This window comes from Pseudomonas sp. MD330_10, assembly GCF_042610415.1.
Taxonomy (GTDB): domain Bacteria; phylum Pseudomonadota; class Gammaproteobacteria; order Pseudomonadales; family Pseudomonadaceae; genus Aquipseudomonas; species Aquipseudomonas rhodesiae.
In genome coordinates this window covers 231,608-248,133 of sequence record NZ_JBHGZU010000002.1, presented here as the reverse complement: position 1 = coordinate 248,133, position 16,526 = coordinate 231,608, and the positions used below count along the sequence as shown (strand labels likewise).

The 16,526-nt window shown below is 60.0% G+C and carries 18 protein-coding genes and 1 tRNA gene; 8 read left to right on the top strand and 11 right to left on the bottom strand.

The genetic code is table 11. The features are described 5' to 3' along the window. Nucleotides 1-16 precede the first annotated feature (16 nt). Entirely contained in the window at nucleotides 17-1,456 is a 1,440-nt protein-coding gene (locus tag ACFZPT_RS04250; RefSeq protein WP_034096395.1) for a DegQ family serine endoprotease, read from the top strand. 66 nt (nucleotides 1,457-1,522) lie between these two features. On the opposite strand, the gene ACFZPT_RS04245 is transcribed toward ACFZPT_RS04250, so the two are convergent. Then, nucleotides 1,523-2,956, bottom strand: coding sequence for a M48 family metalloprotease (locus tag ACFZPT_RS04245; protein ID WP_034096396.1), 1,434 nt, complete (start codon nucleotides 2,954-2,956; stop codon nucleotides 1,523-1,525). Between the two features lie 96 nt (nucleotides 2,957-3,052). On the opposite strand from ACFZPT_RS04245, the gene ACFZPT_RS04240 reads away from it, so the two are divergent. Further along, nucleotides 3,053-3,292, top strand: coding sequence for a sulfurtransferase TusA family protein (locus tag ACFZPT_RS04240; RefSeq protein WP_034096397.1), 240 nt, complete (start codon nucleotides 3,053-3,055; stop codon nucleotides 3,290-3,292). Between the two features lie 31 nt (nucleotides 3,293-3,323). Further along, a complete protein-coding gene (locus ACFZPT_RS04235; RefSeq protein WP_034112398.1) occupies nucleotides 3,324-4,394 on the top strand; it encodes an AI-2E family transporter in 1,071 nt (356 codons plus the stop codon). A 30-nt stretch (nucleotides 4,395-4,424) separates the two neighbouring features. Here the strand turns inward: ACFZPT_RS04235 and ACFZPT_RS04230 are convergent, their stop codons facing one another. Beyond that, nucleotides 4,425-4,898 (bottom strand): peroxiredoxin, encoded by a 474-nt coding sequence (locus tag ACFZPT_RS04230; RefSeq protein ID WP_099312599.1) that lies wholly within the window; start codon nucleotides 4,896-4,898, stop codon nucleotides 4,425-4,427. Nucleotides 4,899-4,908: 10 nt separating this feature from the next. Continuing rightward, nucleotides 4,909-5,469 carry a glycine cleavage system protein R gene (locus tag ACFZPT_RS04225; RefSeq protein WP_003189463.1) on the bottom strand — a complete coding sequence of 187 codons (561 nt, stop codon included), beginning with the start codon at nucleotides 5,467-5,469 and terminating at the stop codon, nucleotides 4,909-4,911. A gap of 273 nt (nucleotides 5,470-5,742) precedes the next feature. On the opposite strand from ACFZPT_RS04225, the gene dapA reads away from it, so the two are divergent. The 5 genes from dapA to ACFZPT_RS04200 all read left to right on the top strand — a co-directional run bounded on the left by dapA (nucleotide 5,743) and on the right by ACFZPT_RS04200 (nucleotide 9,431). After that, nucleotides 5,743-6,621, top strand: a complete 879-nt coding sequence (dapA, locus tag ACFZPT_RS04220; RefSeq protein WP_034096400.1) for a 4-hydroxy-tetrahydrodipicolinate synthase — start codon at nucleotides 5,743-5,745, stop codon at nucleotides 6,619-6,621. Between the two features lie 17 nt (nucleotides 6,622-6,638). Further along, the gene (gene bamC, locus ACFZPT_RS04215; protein ID WP_034096401.1) at nucleotides 6,639-7,754 is read left to right on the top strand and encodes an outer membrane protein assembly factor BamC; all 1,116 of its coding nucleotides are present in this window, start codon (nucleotides 6,639-6,641) and stop codon (nucleotides 7,752-7,754) included. Between the two features lie 4 nt (nucleotides 7,755-7,758). Further along, nucleotides 7,759-8,517: an MBL fold metallo-hydrolase gene (locus ACFZPT_RS04210; protein ID WP_034096402.1), complete on the top strand. Its 759-nt coding sequence runs from the start codon at nucleotides 7,759-7,761 to the stop codon at nucleotides 8,515-8,517. 27 nt (nucleotides 8,518-8,544) lie between these two features. Beyond that, a complete protein-coding gene (purC, locus tag ACFZPT_RS04205; RefSeq protein WP_034096403.1) occupies nucleotides 8,545-9,258 on the top strand; it encodes a phosphoribosylaminoimidazolesuccinocarboxamide synthase in 714 nt (237 codons plus the stop codon). Between the two features lie 83 nt (nucleotides 9,259-9,341). Beyond that, nucleotides 9,342-9,431 (top strand) — tRNA-Ser (locus ACFZPT_RS04200). 110 nt (nucleotides 9,432-9,541) lie between these two features. Here the strand turns inward: ACFZPT_RS04200 and ACFZPT_RS04195 are convergent. The 8 genes from ACFZPT_RS04195 to ACFZPT_RS04160 all read right to left on the bottom strand — a co-directional run bounded on the left by ACFZPT_RS04195 (nucleotide 9,542) and on the right by ACFZPT_RS04160 (nucleotide 16,525). Then, the gene (locus ACFZPT_RS04195; RefSeq protein WP_034096410.1) at nucleotides 9,542-11,038 is read right to left on the bottom strand and encodes a hypothetical protein; all 1,497 of its coding nucleotides are present in this window, start codon (nucleotides 11,036-11,038) and stop codon (nucleotides 9,542-9,544) included. A 286-nt stretch (nucleotides 11,039-11,324) separates the two neighbouring features. Continuing rightward, nucleotides 11,325-11,525: a cold-shock protein gene (locus tag ACFZPT_RS04190; protein WP_034096411.1), complete on the bottom strand. Its 201-nt coding sequence runs from the start codon at nucleotides 11,523-11,525 to the stop codon at nucleotides 11,325-11,327. A 59-nt stretch (nucleotides 11,526-11,584) separates the two neighbouring features. Beyond that, complete coding sequence (locus tag ACFZPT_RS04185; protein WP_034096412.1) at nucleotides 11,585-11,797, bottom strand: cold-shock protein; 213 nt, start codon at nucleotides 11,795-11,797, stop codon at nucleotides 11,585-11,587. Nucleotides 11,798-11,977: 180 nt separating this feature from the next. Then, a complete protein-coding gene (locus ACFZPT_RS04180) occupies nucleotides 11,978-13,918 on the bottom strand; it encodes a response regulator (protein ID WP_040267596.1) in 1,941 nt (646 codons plus the stop codon). Beyond that, nucleotides 13,908-14,771, bottom strand: a complete 864-nt coding sequence (locus tag ACFZPT_RS04175) for a sensor histidine kinase KdpD (protein ID WP_034096414.1) — start codon at nucleotides 14,769-14,771, stop codon at nucleotides 13,908-13,910. Before ACFZPT_RS04175 ends, ACFZPT_RS04180 begins: the two co-directional genes overlap by 11 nt. After that, nucleotides 14,764-15,771: an ATP-binding protein gene (locus ACFZPT_RS04170; protein ID WP_082136187.1), complete on the bottom strand. Its 1,008-nt coding sequence runs from the start codon at nucleotides 15,769-15,771 to the stop codon at nucleotides 14,764-14,766. Before ACFZPT_RS04170 ends, ACFZPT_RS04175 begins: the two co-directional genes overlap by 8 nt. Then, complete coding sequence (locus ACFZPT_RS04165) at nucleotides 15,762-16,166, bottom strand: anti-sigma regulatory factor (protein WP_034096415.1); 405 nt, start codon at nucleotides 16,164-16,166, stop codon at nucleotides 15,762-15,764. Before ACFZPT_RS04165 ends, ACFZPT_RS04170 begins: the two co-directional genes overlap by 10 nt. After that, nucleotides 16,163-16,525, bottom strand: a complete 363-nt coding sequence (locus ACFZPT_RS04160; protein WP_034096416.1) for an STAS domain-containing protein — start codon at nucleotides 16,523-16,525, stop codon at nucleotides 16,163-16,165. The genes ACFZPT_RS04165 and ACFZPT_RS04160 overlap by 4 nt, the downstream gene beginning before the upstream one ends. Nucleotide 16,526 lies beyond the last annotated feature (1 nt).

Sequence of the window (16,526 nt, the reverse complement as noted above, 5' to 3'; positions counted from 1 at the left end):
TTGTAACGGGAGCTGTATGTCGATACCACGTTTGAAATCCTACCTATCCATAGTCGCCACGGTGTTGGTGCTGGGTCAGGCTGTGACCGCGCAAGCGGCTGAGTTGCCTGACTTCACCCAACTGGTTGAGCAAGCCTCGCCTGCCGTGGTGAACATCAGTACCACGCAGAAGCTGCCAGATCGCAAAGTGTCGAACCAGCAGATGCCGGATCTTGAAGGCCTGCCGCCGATGTTGCGCGAGTTCTTCGAGCGTGGGATGCCACAACCGCGCGCCCCCCGGGGGGGCGGTGGTGGTCAGCGTGAAGCGCAGTCTCTGGGTTCGGGCTTCATCATTTCGCCGGATGGCTACATTCTCACCAATAACCATGTCATTGCCGATGCAGATGAAATTCTCGTACGCTTGGCTGATCGCAGTGAGCTCAAGGCCAAACTGGTTGGCACCGATCCACGCTCCGATGTGGCATTGCTGAAAATCGACGGCAAGGACCTGCCTGTGCTGAAGCTGGGCAAATCCCAGGATCTGAAGGCCGGTCAGTGGGTAGTCGCCATTGGCTCGCCGTTTGGCTTTGACCACACGGTCACCCAAGGCATCGTTAGCGCCATCGGTCGTAGCCTGCCAAATGAAAACTACGTGCCGTTCATCCAAACCGACGTGCCGATCAACCCGGGCAACTCCGGCGGTCCGCTGTTCAACCTGGCCGGCGAAGTGGTGGGTATCAACTCGCAGATCTATACCCGGTCCGGTGGATTCATGGGCGTATCGTTCGCTATCCCGATCGACGTGGCCATGGACGTTTCCAACCAGTTGAAAAGCGGCGGCAAGGTCAGTCGTGGTTGGTTGGGCGTAGTTATCCAAGAAGTGAACAAGGATTTGGCTGAATCCTTCGGCCTCGACAAGCCGGCGGGCGCGCTGGTCGCACAGATTCAGGATGATGGCCCGGCGGCCAAGGGTGGCCTGCAAGTGGGTGACGTGATCCTGAGCATGAATGGCCAGCCAATCGTAATGTCCGCCGATCTGCCCCATTTGGTGGGCGCACTCAAGGCCGGCAGCAAAGCCAAGTTGGAAGTGATTCGTGGCGGCAAGCGCCAGAACGTTGAGCTAACTGTCGGTGCGATTCCTGAAGAAGGCGCCACCCTCGATGCCCTGGGCAACACCAAGCCAGGCGCCGAGCGCAGCAGCAACCGTCTGGGGATTGCCGTAGCCGAACTGACGGACGAGCAGAAAAAAGCCTTCGACCTCAAGAGCGGTGTAGTAATTAAAGAAGTGCAGGATGGACCTGCTGCGTTGATCGGCCTGCAGCCGGGCGATGTGATCACTCACCTGAACAATCAGGCGATCGACAGCACCAAGCAATTCACTGATATCGCCAAAGCATTGCCGAAGAATCGTTCGGTGTCGATGCGCGTACTGCGCCAGGGCCGCGCCAGTTTCATCACCTTTAAACTGGCCGAGTAACCTGCCAGCTCAATAAAAAGCCCCGCGTTCGTTTGACGAAGGCGGGGCTTTTTTGTGGGGGATGGTTTAGCTCATCATGCCTTTGACCAAGCGTTCCTGCTCGATCAACTCACGCTGGCGTGCATCGATACGTGATGACAGTGGAAAGTTGTTTCCGGCCCTTCGCTTGGCAAAGTCCAGTTGCTGGATGGCCTGCTGGAAGTCGCCCACCAGCGCAAAGTATTCGGCACGGGCCTGGTGCAGGCCGATGATGTTGCCGGACAAGCCACGTGTTTCGGCGACCTGATACCACACATCTGGATCATCCGGGCGCGATTTGAGCAGCCCATCCAGCGCCTTTTCCGCATCGGCGGTGCGATTCTGCTTGAGCAGCAGGTCAACCCGAACCTGATTCAACGGGTAGTTGCTGGGGTACTGGGTCAACATCCTGTCGGTGCGTTGCTGGGCGTCGGGCAGGCGGTTGTTGATGATGTCCAGTTCGATCTGCGCCAGATTGTAGGTGATGTCGTTGGGCGCCTTGGCCAGCAGCGGCGCCAGGTTCTCCCGGGCTTCCTTGAGTTGCGTGCCTTTGATCTGGGCGATGGCCAGGCCGTAGCGCGCCACGTCGTTTTTCGGGTTTTCGTCGAGTTGCGCTTGGAAGCGTTTGGCGGCGAGGCCAGGGGTGTCTTCGTATCTCAATTGCACTCGCGCACGTATCAATTGGTAGCGCAGGCTGTCTTCCTTGCCGCCTGGCTTAGCCTGTTCGGCCCGGTTACGGGTGTCGGCGATCCGAGACTCTGTCACAGGGTGGGTCAGCAGGAATTCCGGCGGTTTGGCATCGAAGCGGTACTGGCGCATCAAACGCTCGAACATGGTCGGCATGGAGCGCGGGTCGTAACCAGCTTTTTCGAGGTTGACGATGCCGATGCGGTCCGCCTCTTGTTCGTTTTGCCGGGAGAAACGGCGCTGCTCCTGGATCGCGGCGGCCTGGGTGCCGGCAATCGCGGCAATGCCAGCATCGCCTGCGCCCGCTGCCGCCGCAATGATGCCACCCAGCAGCGCAGCCATCATCGGCACTTGCATGCGCTGTTGGGCTTCAACGCCTCGTGCGAAGTGGCGCTGGGACAAGTGAGCCAATTCGTGGGCTAACACCGAGGCGTATTCCCCTTCGGTCTGGGCATTGAGGAACAGTCCACCGTTGACCCCGACAATTCCGCCTGGTGCGGCAAATGCGTTCAGTTGTGGGCTGTTGATCAGGATGAACTCCAGACGTCGGTCGTTGACCTGGCTGGTCTCCACCAGTTTGTAAACGCTGGTCTCGACATAATCCTTGAGTTGCGGGTCGTTGAGTTGCGACACCTGGCCCCGCAAGTACGCCAGCCAAGCGCGGCCCAGTTGGTACTCCTGCTGCGGCGAGACAATGGCAGAACTGGCGTCGCCCAGCGACGGCAGGTCATCGGCGAAGCCTGGGGAGGCCAGCAGGCAAGCCAGCGTCAGCAGGGTAGGGCGCAAAAAATTCATGCACAGGGCCTTTCGACAAAGAGCTTACTGTAGCCGGACACTGAGCTTCGGACCAGATATTCTAAGCACCCCGAACGCTTGACCCGGAGTAAACCCATGACCGACACCGTCGCCTTTGATGCTGAACTCGATGCGAGCGGGCTCAATTGCCCGTTGCCCTTGCTCAAGGCCAAGTTGGAGCTCAATCGATTAGCTAGCGGTGCGGTACTCAAAGTGATTGCCACCGATGCAGGCTCCCAGCGCGATTTCCGCACATTTGCCAAACTGGCCGGGCACACCCTGTTGCACGAAGAAGACGCTGCCGGTGTGTACCGTTACTGGTTGCGCAAGGCCTGAACCGTTTGTTCCCACAGCCCGAGGTTGATTGATGTTCAAAGTGTTACGTGACTGGATTCAGCGCTACTTCTCCGATGAAGAAGCGGTGGTGCTGGCGGTCTTGTTGTTCCTCGCCTTTACGGCGGTATTGACCTTGGGTGGCATGCTGGCCCCGGTGCTAGCGGGCATGGTGTTGGCGTATCTGATGCAGGGATTGGTGACGACGTTGGAGCGCCTGCGCGTACCCGGCGGGGTAGCGGTTGGGTTGGTGTTCGCGTTGTTCATGGGCCTGCTGGTGGTGTTTATCGTGGTGGTGTTGCCATTGCTCTGGCATCAGCTGATCACGCTGTTCAACGAATTACCGGGGATGCTCGCCAAGTGGCAATCGCTGTTGCTCCTGTTGCCGGAGCGTTATCCCCATCTGGTATCGGACGAGCAGGTGCTGCAAGCCATCGAAGTGGCGCGCGGTGAAATTGGGAAATTCGGGCAATGGGCGTTGACGTTCTCCCTGTCCAGTCTGCCGTTGCTGGTCAACATCATGATCTACCTGGTACTGGTGCCGATCCTGGTGTTTTTCTTTCTCAAGGATCGCGTAATGATCGGTCGTTGGGTGCGTGGCTATCTGCCGCGGGAGCGGGCGTTGATTACCCGTGTGGCGCAGGAAATGAACCGACAGATCGCCAATTACATCCGTGGCAAGGTGATCGAGATCTTCATTTGTGGCGGGGTGACCTATATCGCCTTCATCGCTTTGGACCTCAACTATGCCGCGTTGCTGGCATTGCTGGTCGGCGTGTCGGTGGTGGTGCCGTATGTGGGCGCGGTGGTGGTGACTGTGCCGGTGACATTGATCGCACTGTTCCAGTGGGGCTGGAGTGATCAATTCATCTACCTGATGGCGGTGTACGGGATCATCCAGACCCTGGACGGCAACGTACTGGTGCCGCTGCTGTTTTCCGAAGCGGTCAACCTTCACCCGGTGGCGATTATCTGCGCGGTGCTGTTGTTTGGTGGGTTGTGGGGGTTCTGGGGAGTGTTCTTTGCGATACCCCTGGCCACGCTGTTCAAGGCCGTGCTGGATGCCTGGCCGCGACAGGAACCGGTGGTGGCGCCGCTGTTGTAGGGGCGAGCAAGCCCGCCCCGCAGCGTTTGTTCAGGCCTTGTTCAAGGCTTGGGCGGCGGACAGGACGGCATCTACATGGCCTGGCACTTTGACGCCCCGCCATTCCTGGCGCAGCACGCCATCTTTGTCGATCAGGAAGGTGCTGCGATCCACACCCAGGTATTCCTTGCCATACAGCTTTTTCAGCTTGATCACATCAAACAGCTGGCAGACTGCCTCATCTTTGTCGCTGATCAGCTCAAAGGGGAACTGCTGCTTGGCCTTGAAGTTCTCGTGGGACTTCACGCTGTCGCGCGACACACCGAATACTTCCGTATTGGCTGCCTGGAACGCCGCGTGCTGGTCACGAAAACCCTGGCCCTCGGTGGTGCAGCCTGGTGTGCTGTCCTTCGGATAGAAGTAGATCACCACTTGCTTGCCCTTGAGGGCGGCCAAGCTGAAGGTCTGGCCACTGGTGGCCTGGGCTTCGAAGTCGGCTACGGGTTGGTCGATGACTACCGCCATGGGTACTTCCTTACATTGGGTTCTGTGGGCGCCACGGTTCGATCAGGGCGTCGAGGTTCAACGCATCGGCGAAATCCAGGAACTGATCGCGCAGCCAGCTGATCTGCACTCCGGCCGGCAAAGTGACGGTAAAGGTGGCATTGAGCATGGTGCCGCCGGTCTGGGGCGCCTGGTAGGTGTCGCACGTCAGGTTTTCCAGCTCGACGTTATGGTCGATGAAGAACTGGCACAGCTCATTGACGATGTCCGAGCGGTAGGCCGAACTGACGTAGGCAACGTATGGCAGGGCCTGTGGGCGATTCTCCAGAGCGGCACTGCGTACCACATTAACGGTGAAATCATGCTTCTTGGCCAGGCCCGGCAGACCGGTCTCAAGGCGCGCCAGGGCGTCCCAGCTCCCGGAGATCTGCAGCACCAGGGCGCTGCACTCGCCATGGCGAGTCAGCCGAGAGGTTACGACGGCGCAGCGGTTTTCATGGCTGGCGCGGCACAGGACGTTGGTCAGCTCCATGGGGTTGGCGCCGAGGGCACTGATAACAAGGAATTGTTCGCGAACTGTGGGGGTGGACATGCAGCCTTCCTAAAGCGATGAGCGGTCGATACCGAGATGGCCGTATCGATCAAAGGATCAAGGGTAGCGAAAAGCGTCGCCAAGGGCTAGGAGGTGGCGTTTTCATTGCGTCGTTCAGCGGTTTTCACTGCTCGTCAAACCGTGCTCTGGCCCGATGATGGCGTTGATCGATGTTTAGTTGCGTCAGAACGCATCCTCACGCGGTACTTCGCTTGTGCAAGCATCTTGGCGCCAGTACCATTACGGCTCTCTTTTTCCGGCAGGAGCGGTTGCATGATTGCGGGCAGTATGGTGGCACTGGTCACACCCATGGATGCACAAGGTCATCTCGACTGGGACAGCCTGGGCAAACTGGTGGACTTCCACCTGCAAGAAGGCACCAACGCGATCGTTGCGGTCGGCACCACGGGTGAATCGGCCACGCTCGATGTGGAAGAACACATCCAGGTCATCGAGTTCGTGGTCAAGCGCGTTGCCGGTCGTATCGCGGTCATCGCCGGTACGGGTGCGAATTCGACGCGTGAGGCGATCGAACTGACCAAAAACGCCAAGAAAGCCGGTGCCGATGCCTGCTTGCTGGTGACCCCGTACTACAACAAACCAACCCAGGAAGGCCTTTACCAGCACTTCCGCACCATTGCCGAAGCCGTCGACATTCCGCAGATCCTCTATAACGTGCCGGGCCGTACCGCCTGCGACATGAAGGCCGAGACCGTGATCCGCCTGTCCACCGTGCCGAACATCATCGGCATCAAGGAAGCCACTGGTGACCTGCAGCGCGCCAAGGACATCCTGGCCGGCGTGAGCAGTGACTTCCTGCTGTATTCCGGTGACGACGCCACCGCTGTCGAGCTGATCCTGCTGGGTGGCAAAGGCAATATCTCTGTGACCGCCAACGTGGCCCCTCGCGCCATGAGCGACATGTGCGCCGCCGCACTCGCCGGCGATGCCGACAAAGCCCGAGCAATCCACCAGAAGCTGATGCCGCTCAACAAAGAACTGTTTATCGAATCCAACCCTATTCCCGTGAAATGGGCTCTGTACGAGATGGGCATGATGCCGGACGGTATCCGTCTGCCGCTCACCCGCCTCAGCGAAGCCTGTCACGAACCGCTGCGACAGGCCCTGCGCCAGTCCGGCGTCCTGGTTTAATTGAGGAAGCACTACGCATGAAGCGATTGGCCGGACTTTCCGCACTTGCCTTGATTATCTCCAGCACCAGTGGCTGCGGTTGGATCTGGGGCCCGGAAGGCTACTTCCGTGACCGCGGCAGCGATTACCTGGAAGCCCAAGCAACCAAACCGATGCAATTGCCGCCGGACGTCAATGTCGCTAAGCGCCTTGACCCGTTGTTGCCGATTCCACGCAACGTTGCCGATGACACCACCAAAGGCGAGTACGTGGTGCCACGTCCACAGCCGATCGCGGCCGTGGCTGATGCCAGCGACTACAGCCTGCAAAAAAGCGGCGACTCGCGTTGGATCGTGGCGCAGCGCCCACCTGCCGAAGTCTGGCCGGTGGCGGTGCAGTTCTTCCAGGACAATGGTTTCCGCATTGACGAACAGCGTCCGCAGACCGGTGAATTCACCACTGCCTGGCAGCAGGGCAGCGAGTTGTCCGCCAGTATGGCCAAGCGCCTGCAGGCCGGCGGTGTTGCCTCCGGCAGCGAAACGCGCGTCCGTGTGCGCATTGAGCCAGGCGTGCAGCGCAATACCAGTGAAGTCTATGTGGTGAGCGCCGAGCGTCCTGCCGGCAGCACAGCCAACGTCGACTTCACCAACCGCTCGGTCAACACCGGCGTCGACTCGGCATTGGTCGATGAAATGCTGGCCAGCATGAGCCGTATTTCCGAGAAGGGCGGTTCGGTTTCCCTGCTCGCTGCACGAGATTACGACACCCCGAGCCGTGTCAGCCTCACCGAGGACGGCAGCGGTAACGTGGTGCTGAACCTGGGTGAAGACCTGGATCGTGCCTGGGCCAGCGTAGGTCGTGCATTGGAGCAAGGTCCATGGCGTGTGGAAGACATCAACCGCAGCCTGGGTCTTTACTACATCAACGTGGCCGAGAAAGCCGAGCGTAAAGACGACGAGCCGGGTTTCTTCGGCAAACTGTTCGGCAGCAAGCCGACCAAGGAAGAAGTCGAGACCCGCGCCGAGCGTTATCAGGTGCGTTTGAGCAAGGTTGGCGACGCCGTTCAAGTCACGGTCGAGAAGAACATCAACACCGTAGCGCCGGCTGAAACAGCGCGCAAAGTGTTGGGTGTGATTCAGGACAACCTGGGCTGATCCGATGCGTTTTGCCGTTCTCGGCAGCGGTAGCCAAGGGAACGGCACGCTCGTCGCCCATGACGACACCTATGTGCTGGTTGATTGTGGTTTCTCGTTAAGAGAAACCGAGCGCCGCCTGCTGCGCCTGGGGGTTCACCCTGCGCAGTTAAGCGCGATTCTGGTGACCCACGAACATGCCGACCATGTGCATGGCGTGGGTTTGCTGTCTCGGCGCTACAATCTTCCGGTGTATCTGAGTCGCGGTACCTTGCGCGGGATGCGCAAACCCATTGAGCCTGCGGGTTTCCTGGCCGGTGGCGAGACCTTTCGGATCGGTGCCTTGAGCATTGATGTGGTCGCCGTAGCGCATGACGCTCAGGAACCCACGCAGTATGTATTCAGTGATGGCGAGCGACGTTTCGGTGTGCTCACCGACCTGGGTTCTTACTGCGCCAAGGTGCTTGACGGTTACCGTAATCTCGATGCCTTGATGATCGAGTCCAACCACTGCCGTGACCTGCTGGCTCGTGGTCACTACCCCTACTTTCTCAAGCAGCGGGTGGGCGGCGAACTGGGGCATTTGAACAACCACCAGGCGGCGTACCTGGTGTATGAGTTGGGCTGGCAAGACCTGCAACACCTGGTCCTGGCCCACTTGAGCAGCAAGAACAACCTGCCGATGCTTGCCCGGCAATGTTTTGTCGACACCCTTGGGTGCGACCCGGACTGGCTGCAACTGGCCGATCAAGATTCAGGGCTCGACTGGCGACATATCGCCTAGCCCACCTCACTCAAAGCGGAGCCCATCATGGAAAAACGTGAAGAACTCTACCGCGGCAAAGCCAAGTCGGTGTACAAGACCGACGACGCCAACCGCCTGATCCTGCTGTTTCGCAACGACACCTCGGCGTTCGACGGCAAGCGCATCGAACAGCTCGATCGCAAGGGCATGGTGAACAACAAGTTCAACGCCTTCATCATGCAGAAGCTCGAAGCGGCCGGTATTCCGACCCAGTTCGACAAGCTGCTGAGCGATAACGAGTGTTTGGTCAAGAAACTGGACATGATCCCGGTCGAGTGCGTGGTGCGTAACTACGCCGCCGGCAGCCTGGTCAAGCGCCTGGGTGTGGAAGAGGGCATGAAGCTCAATCCGTACACCTTCGAGTTGTTCCTGAAGGACGATGCCAAAGGCGATCCCTTCATCAACGAATCCCACGTCGTGGCCTTCGGTTGGGGCACTGCTGAGCAACTGGCGCGCATGAAGGAGTTGTCCCTCAAGGTCAACGACGTGCTGAGCAAGCTGTTCGACGACGCTGGCCTGCTGCTGGTGGACTTCAAACTGGAATTCGGTGTGTTCCACGACGGTTCCATCGTCCTGGGCGACGAATTCAGCCCGGACGGCTGCCGCCTGTGGGACAAGGCCACTAAGAAGAAGATGGACAAAGACCGCTTCCGCCAGGGCCTCGGTGACGTGATCGAAGCCTACGAAGAAGTCGCCAACCGTCTTGGCGTACCGCTGTAATCGACGCAAGCATCTGATAGCACGGAAAAAAATCTCGTAAGAGCTTTGCTTCCATGAAACAGGCTGTTATGATGCGCGCCGTTGGAGAGATGCCAGAGTGGCCGAATGGGACGGATTCGAAATCCGTTGTACCTTCACCGGTACCTAGGGTTCGAATCCCTATCTCTCCGCCATTATTGAATAACCAAAAGCCCCTGAAAGGTTTGATCCTTTCAGGGGCTTTTGCGTTTCCGATGGCTTCATTTTAGAGGTGGGTCGTGTCCAGTGCGAGCACCAGCGTCCTTCACTTAAACACTAGCCCCTCACTCCCCAAAGCCTGCGCCATTTGCGCAAACTGCGGCAGCCGCGCGACATATTCCGTTTCGAACGCCAAATACCTATCCTGCGCCGCCACGTAACGAATCTGCGGTTTAACCCGCGGGATGTCCTTGGAGGACAGTTTCAATACATCGCTGCTGCACTGGTTCCACAACCACGCCAAGGTGTGGGTGCCGAAGGTTTGCGTGTGATAACTCCAGACCCACCAATCACCGTGGCCACGGGCAACGTCCAACCGGCCGTGAAAGGTGCGCAGGGTGATGACTTGCTTGGGCTGAGTGACCAGCAGGCGCGTGTCCTGGCGCACTTCGCTGCCGAAGCCGTCCAGTACCGCCTGGGTGCTGGTGCCGGTGACGAAGTTAAAGCGCCATGCTAGCAGCACGCTTTCCTGGTAGCCGGGGTGTTCGGGGTTGGGGCGCGCGCCTTCGCTGAATAACAGCACCTCATCGCCTCCCAGGTAAGCGGTGGCTGCGCGCAGTTGATAGGCTTCAGCCGGCATCGGTTTGGCGGCAATGGTGACCGGTTGTGCAAGGTATTGACTCCAAATCCAGCAGCACGGGCCGTTGTGCTGCATAAACAGCAAACGGTTGGGGCCGATGGGCAGGAGGGTCAGTTCATCGGGGTGTTCGAAAATGATCTCGCTGGTCTGCGCGGTGATGCGCCAGATCCGCGTCAATGCCTCGGGTTCGTAGAGGCGTTGACGCTCGAAGACTTGATCCTCGACCACCACGCAGGGATCTTCAAACGCCGGCCATTGCGTCTCGACGGGGCCGAAAACCTCAACGCTGTTGCCCTTGCGGATCTCGTACTGATAGCGATCATCCGAACGGTACGCGCCGCGCGTTACCTGACGTTTCCACAGGCTGCGTTGAACGTTGGCCTCGATCAGTTGCAGATCGGCGCCGTCCACGCCGTCTTTGCGGAGTTCGAGCATGTCCTGCTCGGTAGGCGGCCAGGCGTTGTAATCGATCAGGAAGCATAACCAGCTATCGTCCTCCTGCTCAGTGATCGCGGCCCAGCCGTTGCGATAGTTGCCTTCGTGCACATACGTCGGGCCTGGGTATTCATGTACGTCCTGCAGCCACTGGAGCTTGCTGCGTTTGGGCTTGGCTGCGGGCGGTGTTTGCGCTTGGATGAGTGTCGGCTTGAAATGCAGGGCTGTCTTCTGTCCGCACCAATGTTGGGTAAACCGTTCGCGCTGATTGGCGGGGACAATCACCGGGCGGTAATCGTCGCCCCCCGCGTCGAGGTTCCACAGGTCGAAGCCTTCGCGCGCCAGTGCAGTGGCCAGCGCTTCGAAGCACACCTCGGGCATTTCATTGCAGAGTTCATCCAGCAGCGTTTCGAAGGCCGCGCCGGAAAACACGCTGATGTGGGGGTAGACAGGTGGCAGCAGTGACAGCCATTCGCCGCCGGGGGTTTTCCAATCGATATGCACTAACGGGTTAAAACCAGCAGTCATCACATCAGCCTCCCCCTGGAATTTTGTACCTGTGCATCATAGAGCAAGAATGCAAGGCCACGCGGCCGAGGCTCAATACAGCCGCTCGCGCAACAGGGTGTTCGGGGTTGTGCTTCTGACCGGTTTGAGCACGGTGGTGCTGGCCAGGTTGTTGACGCGCAGTATGTTCGGTCCGCTGGGCCAGTCGATGCGCGCCGTGCAAGCGTCGCTCGGGGCGATCTGACCCAGACCGTGCAGGTCAGTGGCGACGATGAAGTGACCCGCTGGTTCGTGGGGCGTTTTTGCGCTAGTTCACGGTGACGTCCTTCACGATCTCGATATTGATCGCCTGCCACTCACCGCCCGGACCTCTGACCCGTTCGTAGGTCACGACTTGCCCAGGACGCAGTACCGGCTCACCGTTATAGCTGAAGAAAACCTCTTGCTCGCCGTAGGGTATCGTCTCGTTGCTGGTGGGAATTGCAGTCTGTGGAGTTTCAATGGGCATGGCCGTTCTCCTTTTTCAGTGCAATACGTGGCCGGTTGTGGCCGGTAAGCGTGTGGGGGTTATTTTTCGACTTGGACTTTGTCCGCCTGCATGCCTTTCTGTCCCTGCACAGCCTCGAAAGTGACCTTTTGCCCTTCGGTCAGCGTTTTGAAGCCGGTGCCCATAATCGCTCTGAAATGCACGAACAGGTCAGGCCCACTCTCGGGGCTAATAAAGCCGAAGCCCTTGGTTTCGTTGAACCACTTCACAGTGCCGTGTTGTCTGTCGCTCATTGCTCATATCCTCGAAGCCTTGGTGTCTACCGTCAGTCGAGTCGACCTGACGACGGTATCCATAATCAAAGTTCCGATGAGTCTGGGCGTCAACGCGCCACAAGACCGGCGGTACTGTCATTCTTGACAGGTTCGCCACCCTTGGAAATACGCCAGACTACGCAGTTATTGTCTGAAAAATCAGGTTGAGGACCCAGGTTTGGACGGTTCTAGCCCCTGGCGGATTTTTTCCAGCAATTGATCGATATGAAATGGCTTGGTGATCAGGTCCATGCGTTCGCCGAGAAAATCCTGTCGGTTTGCCGCGTTTTCGGCGTAACCGGTCATAAATAGGATCGGTAGCTCCTCGCGCATGCCCCGTGCGTGGTCCGCCAGCTCGCGACCGGTCATGTAGGGCAGACCGAAATCGGTAAGCAGCAGGTTGATTGTTGGATCGGCCCGCAGCATGACAATGGCCTCGTCGCCGTCCGCTGCCAGGCTGCAGCGGTAGCCCGCATCCATCAGGACTTCGGCCACGAAACCGCGCACAGACGGCATGTCTTCGACCACTAGGATATGTTCGCCGTGACCCATGCCTGGCAATGCTTCTACCTTGATGGCCTGGGCCGCAGGACCGTCGGCAGCGGGCAGCATGATGGTCACTTCGGTGCCCTGGCGGGTCACGCTGCGGATCTGTGCGTCGCCGCCGGACTGGCGCGCGAACCCGTAGATAGTCGACAGGCCCAGGCCGGTGCCTTGGCCCACCGGTTTGGTGGTGAAGAACGGGTCGAACACCTTGTCGATGACGCTGGGTTCGATGCCCACACCGTTGTCGCGTACCGACAGGGCAATGTACGGGCCGTTTTCCAGCTTGGGGTTACCGGTGGAATACGCCGGGTAGGTGGTGACCCAGATGATCCCGCCTTGTGGCAGGGCATCCCGGGCGTTGATCACCAGGTTGAGCACAGCGCTTTCCAGTTGGATCGGGTCCACCATCGCCACAGCCGGGTTGTTGGTCAGCTCCAGATTCAGCGCGATGTGCTCGCCGATGGTGCGCATCAGCAACTCTTCCAGGGAACGGATATGCGCGTTGATATCGGTAGGGCGCGTATCCAGAGGCTGCTGGCGCGCGAATGCGAGCAGGCGGTTGGTCAGGCCGGCGGCGCTCAGGGCGGAGTTCAGCGCGGCGTCGGCATAGCCCAGTACTTTTTCGGTGCGCTGGCTCTGGATGCGTTTTTTGATCAGTTCCAGGCTGGTGATGATGCCGGTCAGCAGGTTGTTGAAGTCGTGGGCGATACCGCCAGTGAGCTTGCCCAACGCATCCATCTTCTGCGCCTGCAGCAATTGGGCTTCGGTGCGCGCCAGTTGGCTCGCAGCGTTGGCCAATTCGGCCTGTTGATGCCGCTCGCGATGGCGATGCTCGGTCACGTCTTCAACAAACACCAGGCTCAGGCCGGCGCGGCGGTAGGGTGAAATCTGCCACTCGGTCTCGCGCAACTGGTCGTCGACCTTCATCAGCAAGGTGCCTTTCCAGCGTTCACCAGCGGCCAGGCGCAGGCACAGCTCCTGGATCACGGCCAATTGATCTGCGGCGAAGCATTCCAGCAGAGCGTCTGGGTTGAGGTTGTCGTGAATCAGTTGAGCGAAGGCGTGGTTGCACTCGTGGACTTTGAGCTGCGCGTCCATCACTGCGATAGGCGCACTGATGTTGAAGAAAATCTCACGAAAGCGTGCCTCGCTCTCGCGCAAGGCGTACTCGGTGTCGCGGACCCGCAACAAGGTGCGCAGGGTGGCCAGCAGTACTTCAGGGTCCACCGGGTGGATCAGGTATGCGTCGGCGCCGGCGTCCAGGCCGGTGATGATATCGCCGGTCTCGATCGAAGCCGCCGACACATGCACCACCGGCAGCAACGCGGTGGCGGGGTCAGCGCGCAGGCCGCGCACGATGTCGAAGCCGCTCATGTCCGGCAGGTTGACGTCCAGGATCAGCGCATCGATGGTGCGGCTGGCGATCAGGTCCAGGCCGTCCTGACCGGTGCCGGCCTCCAGCACTTGGTAGTGATGGTTCTCCAGGCGCCGGCGCAGGGCGTAACGCGTGGCGGCGTTGTCGTCGACGATCAGCAGTTGGATGTCACGTTTCATCGACGGTCTCGTTGGCGATGGAAAGGGGAATGACCACAAAGAACAACGAACCCACGCCGGGCGTGCTTTCTACCCCAACCCGGCCGCCCAGCAACTCGGCGAAGCGCTTGCACAGCGACAGCCCCAGCCCGGTGCCCCGCAGGCGCTTTTGCAGCGGCGAGTCGATCTGCGAGAAATCCTCGAACAGGTTGCTGTGCAGTTCGATGGGGATGCCAAGGCCGGTGTCCTGCACCGCGAAGCGGATCTCCCGCTCGTTCTCCATGCGCGCCGACACCCGCACCTCGCCCTGCAGCGTGAACTTCAGCGCGTTGGAGATAAAGTTGCGCAGGATCTGCGCGAGCTTTTTGTCATCGGTATAAAGCTTGGGCAGGCCGGCGGGCTCTTCGAAGATCAGGTCCACCGACGACGCATCCACAATCGGTCGGAACATGCCGCGCAGGGCCGAGAACAGGTCGAACATATCGAACCAGGCCGGGGAGATGCTGATGCGCCCGGCCTCGATCTTGGCCAGGTCCAGCAGATCGTCGACCATCTCGCGCAGTTCTCGCGCCGAGCTGCGGATAAAGCCCACCTGGGTGTGTTGCTCGGGGCTGAGTGGGCCGTCGAGTTCATCGTCCAGCAGGCTGGTGATACTCAGGATCGAGCCCAATGGAGTACGGAACTCGTGGCTCATATACGACAGGAAGCGGCTCTTGAGGTCCGAGGCCTGGCGCAGTTGATCGGCTTGGGTATCCAGCTCGGCATACAGCGCCAGCACGCCTTGGTTGGTCTCGTCCAATTCGGCGCGCAGCGCATCGGCCTCTTGACGCAAGCGCTGGACTTCTGCGGCGAGCGAGGCAGTGGTATCAGCCATCGATGGCCTCCAGGGCAATCACGAAAACGGTGACGTCATCCCGGCCGCGACAGAAGTCACGGTGCAGGATGGCGGCGATCAAAGCCGGGTGGCGGTGCGTCAGCCCGGGGTAGTCGGCCAGGTTCCAGCGTGACTGCAGGCCGTCGCTGAACAAGATCAGCAGCTGGCCGCTGACCTCAGCGTAGTCGAATGGCTGCGCCTTGCGAAACTGCACGCCGACGATGCCTGGATGAGACGCCAGACCGCGGGACTTGCCAGGGCCGATCAGGCTGGCGCCGATATTGCCCACGCCGGTAAAGCGCAGGCTGCCGGTCGCCGCGTTGTATTGCGCCACGGCCACGGCACCGCCACGGGTACCGCTCATGCCGGCGTGCATATCTGCCATCAGCAGCGTCGCTTCGTCAAAGGCGCCCCGTGCGAACACCTGTTCGCCGTCCCGCGCGGCGCGTTCGGCTTCGCTGCCATGGCCCAGCCCATCGGCCACCATCACACTGAAGCGGCCGGGTTCGATTGCCAGGTGCCAGGCATCGCCGCAGGCCGGGTCGTCATGCAGGGAGTGTTGGCTGACCCCGTAACGTATGTCCTTGGCCGTTGAGGCTCTCGGATACAGGCGCGCGAGCATCGCCGTACCGCGTGGGTCGGCGTACACATCGAACACTTGGGCCACCCGTGAAATGGCGCCCATGCCGATGCCCTGGGTGCCGCCGGTGGAAAACCCGTCCACCAGGCAGCTGTCCAGGTCAAAGCCCTGGCCGCGATCCACGGCGATCATCTCCACACCGCCGTTGCCGGTGGCGCGCAGGTGCAATTGGCCGTGGGCGGCATGCTTGAGGATATTGCTGCTCAGTTCGGTGGCCACCAGGGCCACGCGACCGGCGTCGGTTTCGTCGAAGCCCAAGTGTTCGGCGAGTTTCTGTGCGGTACGTCGGGCGTGACCAATCTGGCTCACATCCTCGATCAACAACACCTGCGTGAGGGCGCTGGGAATATTCAGGACCATCGAGTGATCGTCACGCGGGTGCCCTGGCCGGGTGCGGTATCCAGTTCGAATTCGTCCACCAGGCGCTTGGCGCCGGTCAGCCCCAGGCCGAGCCCGCCGCCGGAGGTCCAGCCGTCGGTCATCGCCAGTTTGATATCGGGAATGCCTGGGCCTTCGTCGCGAAACGTCAGACGAACGCCGGAGCGCAGGTCTTTCTCGACTATTTCCCAATCCATATACCCGCCGCCGCCGTAGACCACCGTGTTACGCGCCAGCTCACTGACGGCCGTGACCAATTTGGTCAGGTCGATCAGGCGCATGCCGCAATCCTGGGCCAGTTTGCGGACCAGTTGTCGAGCCAGCACAACGTCCTGTTCGATCAGCACGGGATGAGTGCCATTGCTGGCCAGGGTCATGAGTTTTCTACCCGCTCGCGCAACAGCTTCATGCCGCGTTCGACATTGAGTGCGGTGGCGACTCCAGGCAAGGTCATGCCCAGCTCCACCAGGGTAATGGCCACTGCCGGCTGCATACCCACCAGCACGGTCTGTGCATCCATGATCCGCGAGAGCCCGGAGATGGTGCCGATCATGCGGCCGATAAAGGAGTCGACCATGTCCAGCGCCGAGATATCGATCAATACCCCACGCGCCGAGGTGCGGTTGATGCGTTCGGACAGGTCGTCCTGCAGCGTCAACGCGAGCTGGTCGTGCATATCCACCTGGATGGTCACGAGCAGAAACTCGCCCATCTGCAAAATCGGGATGCGTTCCATG

What these genes read in the sequence shown, in the direction of transcription:
- ACFZPT_RS04250 (WP_034096395.1), top strand. Translation starts at nt 17, where the DNA reads ATGTCGATACCACGTTTGAAATCCTACCTATCCATAGTCGCCACGGTG.
- ACFZPT_RS04245 (WP_034096396.1), bottom strand. Translation starts at nt 2,956, where the DNA reads ATGAATTTTTTGCGCCCTACCCTGCTGACGCTGGCTTGCCTGCTGGCC.
- ACFZPT_RS04240 (WP_034096397.1), top strand. Translation starts at nt 3,053, where the DNA reads ATGACCGACACCGTCGCCTTTGATGCTGAACTCGATGCGAGCGGGCTC.
- ACFZPT_RS04235 (WP_034112398.1), top strand. Translation starts at nt 3,324, where the DNA reads ATGTTCAAAGTGTTACGTGACTGGATTCAGCGCTACTTCTCCGATGAA.
- ACFZPT_RS04230 (WP_099312599.1), bottom strand. Translation starts at nt 4,898, where the DNA reads ATGGCGGTAGTCATCGACCAACCCGTAGCCGACTTCGAAGCCCAGGCC.
- ACFZPT_RS04225 (WP_003189463.1), bottom strand. Translation starts at nt 5,469, where the DNA reads ATGTCCACCCCCACAGTTCGCGAACAATTCCTTGTTATCAGTGCCCTC.
- dapA (WP_034096400.1), top strand. Translation starts at nt 5,743, where the DNA reads ATGATTGCGGGCAGTATGGTGGCACTGGTCACACCCATGGATGCACAA.
- bamC (WP_034096401.1), top strand. Translation starts at nt 6,639, where the DNA reads ATGAAGCGATTGGCCGGACTTTCCGCACTTGCCTTGATTATCTCCAGC.
- ACFZPT_RS04210 (WP_034096402.1), top strand. Translation starts at nt 7,759, where the DNA reads ATGCGTTTTGCCGTTCTCGGCAGCGGTAGCCAAGGGAACGGCACGCTC.
- purC (WP_034096403.1), top strand. Translation starts at nt 8,545, where the DNA reads ATGGAAAAACGTGAAGAACTCTACCGCGGCAAAGCCAAGTCGGTGTAC.
- ACFZPT_RS04195 (WP_034096410.1), bottom strand. Translation starts at nt 11,038, where the DNA reads ATGACTGCTGGTTTTAACCCGTTAGTGCATATCGATTGGAAAACCCCC.
- ACFZPT_RS04190 (WP_034096411.1), bottom strand. Translation starts at nt 11,525, where the DNA reads ATGCCCATTGAAACTCCACAGACTGCAATTCCCACCAGCAACGAGACG.
- ACFZPT_RS04185 (WP_034096412.1), bottom strand. Translation starts at nt 11,797, where the DNA reads ATGAGCGACAGACAACACGGCACTGTGAAGTGGTTCAACGAAACCAAG.
- ACFZPT_RS04180 (WP_040267596.1), bottom strand. Translation starts at nt 13,918, where the DNA reads ATGAAACGTGACATCCAACTGCTGATCGTCGACGACAACGCCGCCACG.
- ACFZPT_RS04175 (WP_034096414.1), bottom strand. Translation starts at nt 14,771, where the DNA reads ATGGCTGATACCACTGCCTCGCTCGCCGCAGAAGTCCAGCGCTTGCGT.
- ACFZPT_RS04170 (WP_082136187.1), bottom strand. Translation starts at nt 15,771, where the DNA reads ATGGTCCTGAATATTCCCAGCGCCCTCACGCAGGTGTTGTTGATCGAG.
- ACFZPT_RS04165 (WP_034096415.1), bottom strand. Translation starts at nt 16,166, where the DNA reads ATGACCCTGGCCAGCAATGGCACTCATCCCGTGCTGATCGAACAGGAC.
- ACFZPT_RS04160 (WP_034096416.1), bottom strand. Translation starts at nt 16,525, where the DNA reads ATGGAACGCATCCCGATTTTGCAGATGGGCGAGTTTCTGCTCGTGACC.